14 protein-coding genes are annotated in these 14,695 nt (G+C 70.6%); 4 read left to right on the top strand and 10 right to left on the bottom strand.

Features of this window, described 5'->3' with window-relative positions:
* Window positions 1–6: 6 nt before the first annotated feature.
* From INP57_RS22460 to INP57_RS22450, 3 genes are all read right to left on the bottom strand, one after another.
* Window positions 7–987: an FAD binding domain-containing protein gene (locus tag INP57_RS22460; protein WP_200072289.1), complete on the bottom strand. Its 981-nt coding sequence runs from the start codon at window positions 985–987 to the stop codon at window positions 7–9.
* Complete coding sequence (locus tag INP57_RS22455; RefSeq protein ID WP_200072288.1) at window positions 980–1,462, bottom strand: (2Fe-2S)-binding protein; 483 nt, start codon at window positions 1,460–1,462, stop codon at window positions 980–982. Before INP57_RS22455 ends, INP57_RS22460 begins: the two co-directional genes overlap by 8 nt.
* 343 nt (window positions 1,463–1,805) lie before the next feature.
* Window positions 1,806–2,264: an RrF2 family transcriptional regulator gene (locus INP57_RS22450; RefSeq protein ID WP_307850215.1), complete on the bottom strand. Its 459-nt coding sequence runs from the start codon at window positions 2,262–2,264 to the stop codon at window positions 1,806–1,808.
* A gap of 130 nt (window positions 2,265–2,394) precedes the next feature.
* On the opposite strand from INP57_RS22450, the gene INP57_RS22445 reads away from it, so the two are divergent.
* Window positions 2,395–3,510 carry an NADH:flavin oxidoreductase gene (locus INP57_RS22445; RefSeq protein ID WP_233628066.1) on the top strand — a complete coding sequence of 372 codons (1,116 nt, stop codon included), beginning with the start codon at window positions 2,395–2,397 and terminating at the stop codon, window positions 3,508–3,510.
* 14 nt (window positions 3,511–3,524) lie between these two features.
* Here INP57_RS22445 and INP57_RS22440 read toward each other — a convergent pair whose 3' ends face one another.
* From INP57_RS22440 to INP57_RS22425, 4 genes are all read right to left on the bottom strand, one after another.
* Window positions 3,525–3,782, bottom strand: a complete 258-nt coding sequence (locus INP57_RS22440; protein WP_200072285.1) for a type II toxin-antitoxin system antitoxin — start codon at window positions 3,780–3,782, stop codon at window positions 3,525–3,527.
* A gap of 135 nt (window positions 3,783–3,917) precedes the next feature.
* The gene (locus INP57_RS22435; RefSeq protein WP_200072284.1) at window positions 3,918–4,823 is read right to left on the bottom strand and encodes an SPFH domain-containing protein; all 906 of its coding nucleotides are present in this window, start codon (window positions 4,821–4,823) and stop codon (window positions 3,918–3,920) included.
* A 199-nt stretch (window positions 4,824–5,022) separates the two neighbouring features.
* Window positions 5,023–6,009: a glycoside hydrolase family 183 protein gene (locus tag INP57_RS22430; protein WP_200072283.1), complete on the bottom strand. Its 987-nt coding sequence runs from the start codon at window positions 6,007–6,009 to the stop codon at window positions 5,023–5,025.
* A gap of 256 nt (window positions 6,010–6,265) precedes the next feature.
* Window positions 6,266–7,348 carry a LacI family DNA-binding transcriptional regulator gene (locus INP57_RS22425; RefSeq protein WP_200072282.1) on the bottom strand — a complete coding sequence of 361 codons (1,083 nt, stop codon included), beginning with the start codon at window positions 7,346–7,348 and terminating at the stop codon, window positions 6,266–6,268.
* Window positions 7,349–7,433: 85 nt separating this feature from the next.
* On the opposite strand from INP57_RS22425, the gene INP57_RS22420 reads away from it, so the two are divergent.
* Both INP57_RS22420 and INP57_RS22415 read left to right on the top strand, forming a co-directional pair.
* A complete protein-coding gene (locus INP57_RS22420; protein ID WP_200072281.1) occupies window positions 7,434–8,609 on the top strand; it encodes an MFS transporter in 1,176 nt (391 codons plus the stop codon).
* A gap of 28 nt (window positions 8,610–8,637) precedes the next feature.
* Window positions 8,638–10,776: a glycoside hydrolase family 97 protein gene (locus tag INP57_RS22415; RefSeq protein ID WP_200072280.1), complete on the top strand. Its 2,139-nt coding sequence runs from the start codon at window positions 8,638–8,640 to the stop codon at window positions 10,774–10,776.
* An 89-nt stretch (window positions 10,777–10,865) separates the two neighbouring features.
* Here the strand turns inward: INP57_RS22415 and INP57_RS22410 are convergent, their stop codons facing one another.
* The 3 genes from INP57_RS22410 to INP57_RS22400 form a co-directional block, all read right to left on the bottom strand.
* On the bottom strand, window positions 10,866–11,591 hold the full coding sequence (locus INP57_RS22410) for an SdrD B-like domain-containing protein (RefSeq protein WP_200072279.1): 726 nt from the start codon (window positions 11,589–11,591) through the stop codon (window positions 10,866–10,868).
* Between the two features lie 208 nt (window positions 11,592–11,799).
* Window positions 11,800–12,621 carry a hydroxyethylthiazole kinase gene (thiM, locus tag INP57_RS22405; protein WP_200072278.1) on the bottom strand — a complete coding sequence of 274 codons (822 nt, stop codon included), beginning with the start codon at window positions 12,619–12,621 and terminating at the stop codon, window positions 11,800–11,802.
* Window positions 12,622–12,659: 38 nt separating this feature from the next.
* Complete coding sequence (locus INP57_RS22400) at window positions 12,660–13,304, bottom strand: TetR/AcrR family transcriptional regulator (protein ID WP_200072277.1); 645 nt, start codon at window positions 13,302–13,304, stop codon at window positions 12,660–12,662.
* Window positions 13,305–13,349: 45 nt separating this feature from the next.
* Between INP57_RS22400 and INP57_RS22395 the strand changes: the two genes are divergently transcribed.
* On the top strand, window positions 13,350–14,582 hold the full coding sequence (locus tag INP57_RS22395; RefSeq protein WP_233628065.1) for an oxygenase MpaB family protein: 1,233 nt from the start codon (window positions 13,350–13,352) through the stop codon (window positions 14,580–14,582).
* The last annotated feature ends 113 nt before the right edge of the window (window positions 14,583–14,695 follow it).

Here is a 14,695-nt window from a genome sequence, read left to right as displayed (position 1 = left end):
GCCTTCCTAGCTCGCCGCCACGGTGCGCAGCGCGCGCACGAGGGTCCGTTTGGCCAATTCGACCTTGAACTCGGTGCCCGCGACCGTGAACGGATCGCGGACCGCGGCCTCCGCCGCGGCGCGGAAGTTGTCCGTTGTGGACTCCTTGCCGCGCAGCGCGTCCTCCGCCGCGCGTGCCCGCCACGGCACCGTGCCGACACCGCCGAGCGCGATGCGCGCCTCGCTGATCACGTTGCCGTCCAGGGTGAGCGCGACCGCGGCCGAGGTGAGCGCGAACTCGTAAGAAGCCCGGTCGCGCACCTTCAGGTAACCGGACCGCACGCCCGCCGCAGGCAGCGGGAGGTCGACACCGGTGATGAGCTCGCCGTCGCGCAGCGCCGTCTCCACGTCCGGCGTCGCGCCCGGCTCGCGGTAGAACTCGGTCAGCGGCACGGTCCGCTCGCCTTCCGGACCGTGCGCCCGCACCGCCGCGTCGAGCGCGGTCAACGCCACGGCGAGGTCCGAGCCGTGCACGGCGATGCAGTCCGGCCCGGCACCGAGGATGGCGTGCATCCGCGCGCCGCCGCTGACCGCGGCGCAGCCGCTGCCCGGTGAGCGCTTGTTGCACGCGCTCACCGCCGGGTCGCGGAAGTAGCGGCAACGGGTGCGCTGCAACAGATTCCCGCCGATGGTCGCCATGTTCCGCAGCTGCGGCGAAGCACTGGCCAACAGCGCTTCGGACACGACCGGCGCGCGTTCGACGACCAGCGGGTCGGCGGCGAGCTCGCCCATCGTGGTCATCGCACCCACCCGCACCGCATCGCCCTCGCGGCGCACGCCGCGCAGCGGGAGCCGGGAGACGTCGATGAGCTTGCCCGGCGCGAGTACGCCGTCCTTCATCAGGTCCAGCTGAGTGGTCCCGCCCGCCAGGTAGGCCGCGTCGCCGTCCTGGGCGACGGCCACCGCCTCGTCCACATTGGACGGACGCAGGTAGGAGAACTCACGCATCGCCGGCCACCTCCCGGATCGCGGCCACGATGCCGGAGTAGGCGCCGCAGCGGCAGAGGTTGCCGCTCATCTGCTCGCGGACCTCCTCGTCCGAGCCGGTGCGGCCTTCCTCCAGCAGGCACACCGCGGACATGACCTGCCCGGGGGTGCAATAGCCGCACTGGAAGGCGTCGTGGCGCACGAACGCTTCCTGCACCGGATGCGGCGCACCGCCCGCGCCCAGCCCTTCCACGGTGCGGACTTCGCGGCCGTCGCACTGCGCGGCCAGGGTCAGGCAGGACAGCACCCGGTTGCCGTCGACCGCGACCGTGCAGGCACCGCACGCGCCCTGGTCGCAGCCCTTCTTCGTCCCGGTCAGGCCGAGGCGGTCGCGCAGCGCGTCGAGCAGCGTGACCCGCGCGTCGAGTTCGAGGTCGTGGCCGGTCCCGTTGACGGTCAGCGCCACCGGAATACGGCTGCCTTCGGTCACTTGCATGGTGGTTCCCGTCCTGGTCAGTTCGGCGGAGGGGCGCGGGCACCGCCGAATCCGCGGGGAGTCCGGCGTGGCGACCGCTTCTCCCGTTATACCGGCATGATCACCGGATTTGTCGCCTTGGACGGGTTTTCGCCATAGCACCGCACGATCGGGCCGATCTCCGCGCGGCGGTGAATCCGCACCGGAACGATCATTCGTGCAGCGCATGGAAATGCGGGCGGAGCACTGAACGGATCGTCGCCGACACACCCCGGCGTGTCGGCACCGCCGCCGCTGCGCCCTCACCACGCACAGGGCAAGCGTCCGCGCGACGGCACGGGTAAGACCACTGTGGACAGACGGCTCAGCCCTGCCGCTCCGGCCCCCGATCGAGTCTGCGCAGCTCCCGCACCCCACCGGCGAGCGTGCGGTCGCCGAGCGAGCCGAGCACCGCCTGCTCGGCATCCGCGGTCAGTCCGGCGAAGTACTCGGCGGCATTCGCCGTCACCAGGCACGCGTGCTCACCCTCCGGGCGGCAGGCCCAGAGCGGCTTGTCGCCAACGGCGCACCGGTAGATCTCGGCCAGCGTGATCTCCTCGGCAGGGCGCGCGAGCCTGCTGCCGCCCGAGCGCCCCTTCGTGCACACCACGAGCCCGTCGTGCACCAGCGGCGCCAGCATCTTGCGGACCAAGCTGGGGTTGGTGTCCAGCATCTCGGCGAGCTGGGCGGAGCTGAGCACCGGGGAGTCCTCTTCGGCCGCGACCGCGAGCGCCAGCATCGCCTGCAGCGCGCTGGAGAACCTGATGTCCAGCACGTTCGACACCCCTCCCGCGGATCGGCGGCGAAGCGTACCCGACGCCGCCCGACCAAGAATAGCAACCGTCACAGTCACACTTCGGCTCATGAAATGTACCTTTGTTGTGCACACTTCGATCGCACGGCAGGAGACCGCCTTGACCACCCGCGCAGCACAGGCCCTGGCCCGCCCGTTCACGCTGGGCTCGGCCGAATTGCCGAACCGGATCGTGATGGCGCCGATGACCCGCATGTTCTCCCCCGGCGGCGTCGCGGGCGAAGACGTGGCGGCCTACTACGCCCGCCGCGCCGCCGCGGGCACCGGCTTGATCATCACCGAGGGGACCTACGTGGACCACCCCTCCGCCGGTTTCAGCGGCGAGATCCCCCGCTTCCACGGCGAGCAGCAGCTCGCGGGCTGGAGCCGCGTCGTGCAGGACGTGCACGCGGCGGGCGGCAAGATCATGCCGCAGCTGTGGCACGTCGGCGTGCAGCGCCGAGCGGGCGCGCCGCCGTTCCCGGAAGCACCCGTCGTCGGGCCGTCCGGCATCGGCCTGGACGGCAGCAGCGCCGGTGACACCCTCACGCTGTCCGACATCGACCAGCTCGTCACCGCGTTCGCGGACGCCGCGCGGGAAGCCGAGCGGATCGGCTTCGACGGCGTCGAACTGCACGGCGCGCACGGCTACCTGATCGACGCGTTCCTGTGGGAGCGCACCAACCGGCGCACCGACTCCTTCGGCGGCGACCCGGTCTCGCGCACCAAGTTCGCCGCCGACATCGTGGCCGCGGTCCGCGAGCAGGTGTCCGCGGACTTCCCCGTGGTGCTGCGGTTCTCGCAGTGGAAGTCGGACAACTACGACGCCAAGCTCGCCGAAACCCCGGAGCAGCTGCAAGCGGTGCTCAGCCCGCTGGCCGAAGCCGGGGTGGACGCCTTCCACGCCTCCGGGCGCCGCTACTGGGAGCCGGAGTTCGCCGACACCGGCTCGGACCTGAACATCGCCGGGTGGACCAAGAAGGTCACCGGCAAACCGGTGATCACGGTCGGCTCGGTCGGGCTCGACAGCGTCTTCACGCCCGAGTCGCTGGCCGGCTCGAGCGCCGGGGTTGCCAGCGTGGAAGGGCTGCTGGAACGCATGGAGCGCGACGAGTTCGACCTGGTCGCGATCGGCCGCGCGCTGCTGGCCGACCCGGAGTGGGCGGACAAGGTCCTGCAAGACCGCGCAACCGACATGATCCCGTTCACCAAGGCCGCCGTGGAGACCCTGTACTGATCAGTCCGGACTGATCACTCCGGCGCGTCCTTGCGCGGCCGGCCGCGCCGGGCGGGCTTTCCCGAGTTCTCGGGCAGCCGCCCGGCGTCGGCCAACGCCCGCCGCAGCAGGAACTCGATCTGCGCGTTCGTGCTGCGCAGCTCGTCCTGCGCCCAGCGGGCCAATGCGTCGTGCAGCGCCGGATCCAGGCGCAGCAGGAAACTCTTGCGTTCGGCCACGAACACCTCGGTAGCTCGTTTTGCGCAGGTGGTCGGTTCAGGCTGCGGGCGCAAGCAACGCCCGGCTGAGCTGTCCTCCGCGAAGACGTCTGAGAACCCGCGGTGTGCCGGATTGCATGGGTGGTGCAAGCGGCCCCGCAGTCGCGGAGAGCCACGGCACAAGCTCGTGCGGGCTCCACGAGGAGGATCTCAGTGGTAGAGCGAGCCCGTGTTGACCACCGGCTGCGTGTCGCCGCAGAGCACCACCATCAGGTTGCTGACCATGGCCGCCTTGCGCTCCTCGTCGAGTTCGACGACCTCCTGCTCGGACAGCCGCTGCAGCGCCAGATCGACCATTCCGACCGCGCCCTGCACGATCTGCTGCCGCGCGGCGACCACCGCGCCCGCCTGCTGGCGTTGCAACATGGCCTGCGCGATCTCCGGCGCGTAGGCGAGGTTGGTGAGGCGGGATTCGACGACCTGCACCCCGGCGGCCTCGACCCGGGCGGCGATCTCCGCGGAGAGCTTCCCGGTGATCTCGTCGGCGTTCTGCCGCAGCGAGTAGCCGTGCGCGCCGTCGCCGTCGTAGGGGTAGCTGGTGGCGATGTGCCGCACCGCGGTCTCGGTCTGCGTCTCGACGAACTCGACGAAGCTGTCCACCGCGAACGACGCCTGAGCGGTGTCGGCGACCTGCCACACCACGACCGCGGCGATCTCGATCGGATTGCCGTCGGAGTCGTTGACCTTCATCACCGCGGTCTCGTGGTTGCGGATCCGCGTGGAGATCTTCGTCTTGCTGCTGAACGGGTTCACCCAGCACAACCCGGTTCGGCGCACGGTTCCCGTGTAGCGGCCGAGGAATTGCAGCACCCGCGCTTCACCGGGAGCCACGGCGATCAGGCCGCTCAGCAGCACCGCCGCGATCACCAGGAGCGCCGCGCCCGCGATCAACACCGGTGCGTTCTCCAGGCCCATGCCGACGACCAAGACGCCGGCTCCGGCGAGCAGCAGCACCACGCCGAGCGTGGCCATCAACGCTCCGGACAGCTCGAACGCCGGACGCTCGCGCACCGGCGGTTCGGGCATTTCGACCTCGCGTTCCTGCACGGCGGTCATGGCACTCCTCCCGTAGCGATCAACTAGCTATAACGTAGCATAGTGATATCACTTTCTGGGTAGTCGATCCGACCACACCTGCTCGTCAGGTGCGCGACTTCCATGCACAACCGACGGCCCGAGCAGCAGATCGTCCGCCGTCAACGCGGCCGCGACGGCAGGGCGGCCCCGGACGCGGAGGCCGCCGATCACCGCGAGCTCATCGCGCCGCGGGCGCGCTCCCGGCGAACTGCATCGACTTGTACGGCCAGTTCTTCTTGGTGTTCCACTGGCTCACCACCAGGTGCAGATCGTCCAAAGTGGACCCCGGAACGATGTAGGCGCCGTAGAGCTGCGCGACCCGTCCGCGCCCGTGGTTCTCCCGCCACCACGAGGTGCCGTGCAGCGCCGTTTCGCGCGGGGCCTCGTAGAGATTCGTCGTCGGCACGTCGAGGTTCATCACGTCGATCCGGTAGTTCCCCGCGTCGAAGAACGACAGCAGCCAGCGCCCGCCCAGCGGCCGCAGGCACAACTCCCCGTACGCGCCGGTGAGCGCGATCGTCGGCGGGTTGCCCCAGGCCCACACGCCGTCCCGGAAGCCCCAGCCCTCCCACGCGGCGGGCTCGGCGATCCGCTGCGCGGGCACCCGGTGCAGCATCAACCCCTGGTCGCGGCGGAAACCGGTGGTGAACGCGTAGACCCAGCCGTCGTCGCCGAGTCCCCAGGTCAGCATCTGGAACAGCCCGCCGTGCAGGTCACCGGGCCAGGTCGCGCCGGTGTGCTGCCAGCTCTCGCCGTTGTCGGTGGAGCGGTGGATCTCGGTCCAGTGCACGTTGCCGATGCCTTCGCACACCATCACGTGCAGGTACATCTCGTTGCCGATGGTGATCAGGTCGGTCGGCAGCACGGTGGTGACCCGCCGCCCGTGGATGATCGTGTCGTGCTGGTACGGCAGCGCCTGCTCCGCGTAGGGCTTCGGGCCGATCGAGCCGGTCCAGCCGATGCCCGCCGTCGCGGTGCGCGCGTCCCCGAACAGCACCACCGGGGAGCGCCAGCCCGGCCCGCCGACCCCGGCGGCCTCGAAGGTGTCGCCGAACACCGACACCAGCCGCCCGTCCGGCGCGACCTCCATCACACCCAGGTCGGTGCCCCCGATCCCGAAGTGGTCGGTGATCCCGGGCCCGGTGAGGTCCTTCACCTTGCGCACCGGCTCGTGCTCCTTTCCCGCGGAGGCGTTGCTCCTTCCGAGGGTAGTCGGCGCACGTGGCGGCTCCGCGACGTGATCTTGACCCGGAGTTCCACGCAGCTGTTCTCCGAGCGAACGGTCCCCTCGCCCGATCTATCGGGACCAGCGGTCCGTTCGCTCGCAAGATCGAGGCGTGCCGACGCGCGCACCTCGCGCTCCGGCGGCGCTCCCGGAGTGAACGGCCTGGTCGTCCCACCAGATTGGCCGGACGGTCCGTTCACTCATCGAGGAGCTCGGGAGCCGGGGCCGAGGTGGTGCCCGCCCGCACGGTCGTCGGCATCCGCTCGCCACCGGGATCGCCGCCGGAGAGCAGCTCCACGACCATCCGCCCGGCGGCCCGGCCCTTGCCGGTCATCGGCTGTTCCACCGTGGTCAGCCGCAGCGGCGACAGCCACGGGGTGTCGATCCCGTCGAAGCCCACCACGCTGAGGTCTTCCGGCACCCGAAGGCCACGTTCCCGCGCGGCCTGGATGACCCCGACCGCGAGCAGGTCGCTCTGCGCCACGACCGCGGTCGGGCGCGGCTCGGCGGCGAGGACTTCGTGCCCGGCGCGCAAGCCGTCCTCGATCAGTCCGCTGCCCGCCTCGAACGCCGGGACGCGGCGCCCGGCCGCCTCCTCCACGCCGCGCAACCGGTCCAGGCAGATGGGCGCGCTGGCCAGTTCCTGGTGCGCATCGGTGAGCCACCCGCTGTGCATCCCGGGCTGGCGCAGCGGAAGCGTCACGACGCTGATCCGGCGATGCCCGAGCTCCAGCAGGTGCCGGGTGAGTTCGGCGGAGGCGCCGTGGTTGTCGATGTGCACGCTGGGCACGTCCGGGACCTGCGGGCCTTCCACCACGACCAGCGGCACACCGCGGTTCTGCAGCGCGGTCAGCGCCGGCTCGTCCCTCCCGCCGCAACTTTCCACGACCACGGCGTCCAGCGGAGTGCTCGCCACCTGCTCCGGCGAGGGACCGACCCGGCCGCTGCTGCCGGAGAGCAGCAGCAGCGCGAAACCGGCGGGCGCGAGTTCTTCGGTGAGCCCGTCCAGCAACGCCACCGCCACGGGATCGCGGAAGGCGTAGAGCAACCGCTCCCCGATCAGCACGCCGACGATGCCGGAACGACCTTGCCGCAGCGAGCGCGCCAGCGGATTCGGCCCGGTGTAGCCGACCTCGGCGGCGGCGTCGAGCACCCGGCGCCGGGTCTCGGCCGAGACCGGGCCCGCGCCGGAGAACACCAGCGAGGCCGTCGACTGCGAAACGCCTGCGGTCGCGGCGACCCTCGACAGCGTCGGGCGAGGGCTTCGCGAACGGGACATGCGCTCTCCCTTGACCGGTGCGGTGACCGGCTGAATACTATCGGCCGGATCTTGGTCGAATCGTTTCGATCCGTGAGGGATGTCTGTGCCCGTGCAATCCCGAGCCACCCGGCCGACCGTCCTGCGCGCCCGCAACGCGGTCGCGGCCGTGTTCGCCTTCAACGGGTTCGCGATGGCGAGCTGGACCGCGCGCATCCCCGAAGCGCGCGACGCGCTGGGCATCGCGCCCGGCCAGCTCGGCGGACTGCTGCTGGGCATCTCGCTGGGCTCGCTGGCTGCCATGCCGCTGGCGGGTGCGCTGGTCCGCCGGTTCGGTGCGACCTCGACCGTCACCGGCGCCGCGGTGGTCAACGCGTTCGGCCTCGCCGGGGCGGGGATCGCGGCGGCCGCAGGCCAGTACTGGCTCACCGGTCTGGGGCTGGTGGTGTTCGGACTGGGCATCGGCGTGTGGGACGTGGCGATGAACGTCGAGGGCGCGGCCGTGGAGCACGGGCTCGGGCGCACGATCATGCCGCGGTTCCACGCCATGTTCAGCTTCGGCACCGTCGTGGGCGCGATGGTCGGAGCGGCCGCGGCGGCCGTCGGCGTGCCGCTGTGGGTGCACCTGATCATCGCCGCGATCTTCGCGGCCGCTTCGGCCGCGAGCGCCGCGCCGGGATTCCTGCCCGCGCACTCCGAGCAGCAGTCCGGTTCCCGGCCGTCGATGCGCGCGTGGATCGAGCCGCGGACGCTGGTCATCGGGCTGATGGTGCTGGCGCTGGCGCTGACCGAAGGCACCGCCAACGACTGGCTCGCGGTGGCGCTGGTGGACGGCTACGACGCGCCCGCCTGGCTCGGCGCGGTCGGTTTCGCGGTGTTCCTGAGCGCGATGACCGCGGGCCGCACCCTCGGCACCGGCCTGCTGGACCGCTTCGGCAGGCAGCCGGTGATCTGGGCGACCATGGCCACCGCGCTGGTCGGAGTGCTGCTGGTGGTGTTCGCGCCGTGGCTGCCGCTGGCGGTGCTGGGCGCGGCGATCTGGGGGCTGGGTGCCTCGCTGGGCTTCCCGGTCGGCATGAGCGCCGCCGCCGACGACCCGGAGCGGGCCGCCGCGCGGGTCAGCGTGGTCTCCACGATCGGCTACACCGCGTTCCTGGCCGGGCCGCCGCTGCTCGGCTACCTCGGCGACCACTTCGGCACGCTGCACTCGCTGCTGGTGGTCGCGGTGCTGCTGGTGCCTTCGGCGATGGCCGTGCCCGCGGCCGAACCGCCGCGACGTTGACCTCCCGATGGAACGACGAAGGAGTCGCATGTCCAGGTATCGGATCGACCGGCGCACGTTCGGCAAGGCGGCGGGCATCGCCGCCGGGATGACCGCGGTCAGCTGGAGCCCCGCAACGGCCGCGGAGGCCTCCGGGGCGCCGATCACGACCGCCGCACCCGGCGGGCTCGTGCAGGCGCACTTCCGCTTGCAGCAAGGAAAACCGCAGTACTCGATCACCAGCGGCGCCCGGACGGTGCTCGACTGGTCGGCCATGGGTTTCGAGTTGGGCGACGGCTCACGATTAGGCGACTCTGCCGAACTCCTGGGCACCCACCACGACGAGCTCGACGAGACGTGGCAGCCGACGTGGGGCTCGGCCGCTGAAGTGCGCAGCCACTGCAACAGCACCGTCGTGCGGTTGCGCGAGACCGGGACCGACCGGTTGCTGGACATCGAATTCCGCGTCTTCGACGACGGTGCCGGGTTCCGCTACGTGTTCCCGCAGCAGCCCAACCTGGGCGACTTCGAGGTCTTCGACGAGCTCACCGAGTTCCGCTTCACCGACGACCACACGGCCTGGTCCAGCCCGGCGAACTACGACTCGGTGGAGTACCTGCACACCGAGACTCCGCTGACCGCGGCCGGCGGGCTGCACGAGTGGCAGGAGCCGCGGGACGAGGAAGGCGAGCACATCGGCGACGTGGCCACGCCGCTGACCGTGCGGATCGCCGAGGACTGCTACCTGGCGGTGCACGAGGCCGCGCTGTTCAACTACCCGGGGATGACCCTGACCAAGATCGACGGCGGGCCGAGCCTGCGTTGCGCGCTCGTCCCGCGCAAGGGCGAGGGCCGCCGCAAGGCGATCCTGCGCGCCCCGTTTCCCACGCCGTGGCGGGCTTTCCTGCTCGGGCGCAGCGCCGGTGAGCTGATCGAGTCGCCGCTGGTGCTCAACCTCAACGAGCCTTGCGCGATCGAGGACACCTCGTGGATCGCGCCCGGCAAGTTCGTCGGCGTGTGGTGGGAGATCCACAAGGGGCGCAACACCTGGATCGAGGGTCCGGACCTCGGCGCCACCACCGAGAACACCATGCGGTGCATCGATTTCGCCGCGGCGAACGGGATTCCGTACGTGCTGGCCGAAGGCTGGAACAAGGGGTGGACGACCGGTGGCGACTTCGGCGCCCAGGACTTCATCCGTCCCAACGACCAGTTCGACCTGCGCCGGGTCGTCGACTACGCCCGCGAGCGCGGGGTGAACTTCCTGGCGCACAACGAGACCGGCGGCCGCATCGACAACTACGAGCGGCAGATCGACGAAGCCTTCGCGCTGTACGAGGAACTGGGCCTGCCGGGCGTGAAAACCGGCTACGCCGGGGACATCGGGCCGCACTACCACCACGACCAGTCGATGGTGAACCACTACCAGCGCGTGATCCACAAGGCCGCGAAGCACCGGCTGATGATCAACGCGCACGAGCCGATCAAGGGCACCGGGATCGAGCGCACCTTCCCGAACTTCGTCTCCCGCGAAGGTGCGCGCGGCATCGAGTACGACGCCTGGTCGCAGGGCAACCCGCCGGAGCACACCCTCATCCTGCCGTTCACGGTCATGCTGGCCGGTCCGTTCGACTACACGCCGGGGATCTTCGACATCACCTGGTTCCCGGAGCAGAGCCCGGACGACGACCACGGCAGCGACAACGACGGCACCCGCGTGCACACCACCAGGGCGCACCAGATCGCGCTGTACCCGGTGCTGCTGAGCGGGCTTCAGCAGCTCTCGGACGTGCCGGAGCACTACGAGGGCACGCCGGAGTTCGAGTTCCTGCGCGAAGTTCCGGTCAGCTGGGACGAAACCCGCGTGGTGCAGGGCGAAATCGGCGACTTCCTCACCATGGCGCGGCGCAGCGGGCAGAGCTGGTTCGTCGGCTCGCTGACCGACGAGCAGGCCCGGACGCTGGAGGTTCCGCTGCACTTCCTCGGTGCGGGAGCCTTCGTCGCGCACGTCTACGCGGACGCGCCGGAGACCGATTTGGACACCAACCCGAACGCGGTCCGCGTCGATCGGTTCCTGGTTCATGCCGGGACCGTCGTGCGCGCCGAACTCGCGCGCGGCGGCGGGCACGCGATCCGGATCGTTCCGGCGTCCGATGAGGACACGGCGGCCTTGCAGCCGTACAAGTGATCAAAGCGGTGGCGCGTGCGGGCGAGCAACACCCGCACGCGCCACCGTCCCCCGCGCCCCGGCAGCGCCGCGAACGGCGCGAATTCGGCTCAACCGCGCGGCGGAACGTAACCGGCGTCGATGTTGTGCGCGTTGATGATGAAACCGGGCTTGCCGACCCAGACCGACGCCTCGGCACTGCCGTCGTCGGCGTCGATCACATCGGAGTCGGTCTCCGGCGCACCGACCCGCGGCGGCGCGAACATCATGCCCTCGCGCGGCTGGAAGGTCAGCCGGTAATCCTTGTTGATCCAAGCGTCCGCGATGCGGTAAGTGCCGTCTTCGCCGGTGGTGGCGCGGTATTGCGCCCCGTCGATGCTCGTGATCTCCACCCCGGCGATCGGCGGCTCGCCCTGCTGCCGCTGCCCGTCGCCGTTGCTGTCCTCCCACGCCATGCCGGAGATCTCCCCGCCCTGCATTCCGAAGTCGGCCTGCGCGGTGCCACCGTCCTGGACGCTCACCGGCACGTTGTTCGGGGTGGTGGGCAGGAACCCGCCCTCGTTGAACCGGACCTGGTAGTCACCCGGGGCGACGTCGCCGAACTCGTAGAATCCCTGCTCGTCGGGACTCCCGTGCGCGACCTGCCTGCCGTCGGTCGTCAGCAGTTCGACGAACCCGGCGTGCGGACCCGGTTCGTCCGCCTGCTGCTGCCCGTCGCCGTTGCGGTCCATGAAGTACTTCCCCGAGACCGTCCCGGTTCCGGCGTCCGCTGCTTGCGCGGGCGCGGCGACCGCGAGCGGCAGCGCGGCTGCCAACAACAGACCGGAATAGCGCATCTTTCCTCCAAACTCACGAACATCGTCGTCCGGAGGACGCCGCCGCGCCGAGCGGGGTTGCCATCCGGTGGCACCCGGTCGAACGCGTTTTTCCCATTCCCGCGCCCTGACCACACATACACCGGTGACCTGCGCACACCCGCCCGCAGTCGTGGGTGAACGGCCCGTTCGTCCAAATCCATTGGGACCAACGGTCCGTTCGCTGCGATCAGTGCTCGGCGCTGTCGATCCGCGCATGCGCGCGCAGGTCGTCCGGGCCGACGGCCGCCAGCGCGTCGAGGAACGCCGGGACGAACGTGCCCGGTCCGTTCGCGTGCGGCTCAGCGAACTCCGCGGCGACCGAGAAGTGCGCGTGTGCGGCCACGATCCCGGTGAACGGCTCCGCCACCGCGAGGTAAGCCGCCCCGAGCGCTCCGAGCGCGCACCCCGTGGCGGTGATCTTCGGCAGCCACTCGCTGCCGCCGTGCACCCGCGCCGTCGCGATCCCGTCCGCGGTGCGCCCGGTGATGTAGTCGATCGGCCCCGAAGCGGAAACGACTTCGCTGACCTCCAGCAACGTTCGTGCCGCCGGTACCGACTCGGCCGCATCGGAAGCGCTGTCGACACCGCGGGAGGTGCTTTCCAACCCCGCCACGGCCGCGATCTCCGAAGGATTCCCGCGGATCGCCGTCGGCCGATGCGCGAGCAGCCCACCGGCGAGTTCGGTGCGCCACGACAGGCCGCCGACGCCCACGGGATCCAGCACCCACGGATGCCCGGCCGCATGCGCGGATTCCGCAGCCGCGGTGAACGCGCGGGCCTGCTCGTCGTCCGGGGTTCCGAGGTTGATCAGCACGGCGTCCGCGATCCGCGCGAATTCCCCGGCTTCGCGCGGATTGTCGATGATCGCGTTGGTGGCTCCGGCCGCCAGCAACGCGTTGGTGAGCACGTTCGCGGAGACCACATTGGTCAGCGAATGCACCAGCGGAGTCCGCTCGCGCAGCCGCGCGAGCGCGCCCGCGACGGCCTCGGGGTCCGGAATCGTCGGCATGGTCGGCCTTTCTGCGCAGTTGCACATCGGACGGTTGATCATCCCGCGCGCCCGATCCGGTCGGCGAGGTACCCGGTGATGAGCCGGGTGAGTTCGTCGACCACGGTCTCGCGCCCGAGCGGCGGCGGGTCCAGCACGTAGCTGATCGTGAGGTTCTCGACGGTGCGCACCAGCACCCAGGCGATCGCGTCGATCGGTTCGCCGCTGCGCCCGCGGTCGTGCAGCAGCAGCGCCGTGGTCACCAGCTCGTCGATGCGGTGCTTGAACTCGGCCCGGTGGGTGTCCGCGGTCGGCGGCAACTGTTCGTAGAGCACCCGGATCAGGCCCGCGTTCGCCTCGAAGGCGTCCAGCAGGGCGTTCACGCTGCCGCGCACGCTCTCCGCCGGGGAGGGCGCCGCGAGGTTCTGCACGAACGCGCGTGAAATGCGAGTCCGCAGCCGATCGGTGTAGCGGTCGATCACCTGCGTCAGCACCGCGTGCTTGTCCGGGAAGTACTGGTACAGCGAGCCCGGGCTGATGCCGGCCGCGGCTGCGATGCGCCCGGTGCTGGCCCGCTCGTAGCCGTGTTCCAGCAGCACAGCGTGCCCGGCGGTGATGATCCGCTCGACCATCGCGCGGGAGCGCTGCTGGCTCGGTTCGCGGCGCACCTGCCCGCGCGGCCGGGCCGTCATCCGCGTCCCCATAACGCGAATTGAACGCGAATGATCATTCGTGTCAGCATCCTACGCATGGTGGCACAGGCAGCGCACGACGCTCCTCCGTACCCGAGCCGGTTCTTCGGTGCACCCGAGCGCGGCAGGCGGATCGGCCGCGTTCTGCGGCTGGTCGCGCGGGTGCGTTCGCTGGACGAGGACCTGATCGACCGGATCGGCCGGCGGATGTACAGCCGCGACGAACTCGGCGCGCAGCTGGTCCGGGCGATGCGGCGGGACCGCGCCGACGGCGAGCGCGTGCGGATGGCGCAGTTCCACCAGGCGCTCGAGCACGGCATCGAGAGCGTGCCCGACGCGCCCGAACCGCTGCGGAAGTTCTTCGCCGAGGTCGATCAGGTTCCCGACTGGGTCGACTTCGACCTGCTGGAACGCGGCGCCCGCACGGTGCGCCGGATGGGCCGCACCACCGGTGACGTGCTGCTGCAGTTGGCGCTGATCGGCGGCTACCGGTTCGGCGGGCCCGCGGACCTGCTGGTGGAAACCGGTGGTCTCACCGGCTCCACCGCGCTGCGCAGGCTCGGCGAGACCAAGAAGTGGGCCGTCGCCGTGACTCAGCCCGGCGCGATGCACCGCGACGGCGAGGGATTCAAGCTCACCGTCCACGTCCGCGCGATGCACGCCCTGGTCAACGACCGCTTCGAGCGCAACGGCCGGTGGGACGTGCAGCGCTGGGGCCTGCCGATCAACCAGACCGACCAGGCATCCACCCTCGGCCTGTTCAACAGCACGCTGCTGCTCGGCGTGCGTGCACTCGGCTGGGTCGTGACCGGCGAGGAGTCGCGCGCGGTGATGCACCTGTGGAAGTACGTGGGCTGGCTGATGGGTGTCGACGAGGACTGGCTGTTCGACACCGAACGCGAGCAGAACGTGTTCAACTACCACATCCTGCGCGTGCAGGACGGGCAGACGCCCGCGGGTGCCGCGCTGTCGTCCGCGCTGGTCGAGGGGCAGCTCGACGTGGACCACGGCAGGTTCGGCGGAGTGATCGGGCGGTACACGCGGCTGCGGTTGCTGAGCATGTTGCGCTACTTCCTCGGCAAACGGGACATGCGGGACCTGCAGCTGCCGGTGACTCCGGCATGGGCGGTGCCGGGCATCGTCGCCGCGAACTCGGTCAAGTCCGGCCTGCTCGGGCGGACCAGGCGCGGACGCCGCTACCTGGAACGCGCAGGTGATCGCGTCGTGCACCGCGACCTGCACAAGACCTTCGGCAACGGTTCGCCCGAGATCGGCGCGCTGCCCGCCTGAACGTTGCTCTTTCTCGGTGACGTTGCACCGCCGTAGTGGCGGCACCGAGTTCGATGTCGGCGCAACCGGCCCACGGTGTCGTGCCAGATCGTTATGGTGCTCGCGAGGTGTGT

It is taken from the genome of Saccharopolyspora galaxeae (assembly GCF_016526145.1).
Classification (GTDB): domain Bacteria; phylum Actinomycetota; class Actinomycetes; order Mycobacteriales; family Pseudonocardiaceae; genus Saccharopolyspora_C; species Saccharopolyspora_C galaxeae.
This window is presented reverse-complemented; position numbering and strand designations above follow the sequence as displayed.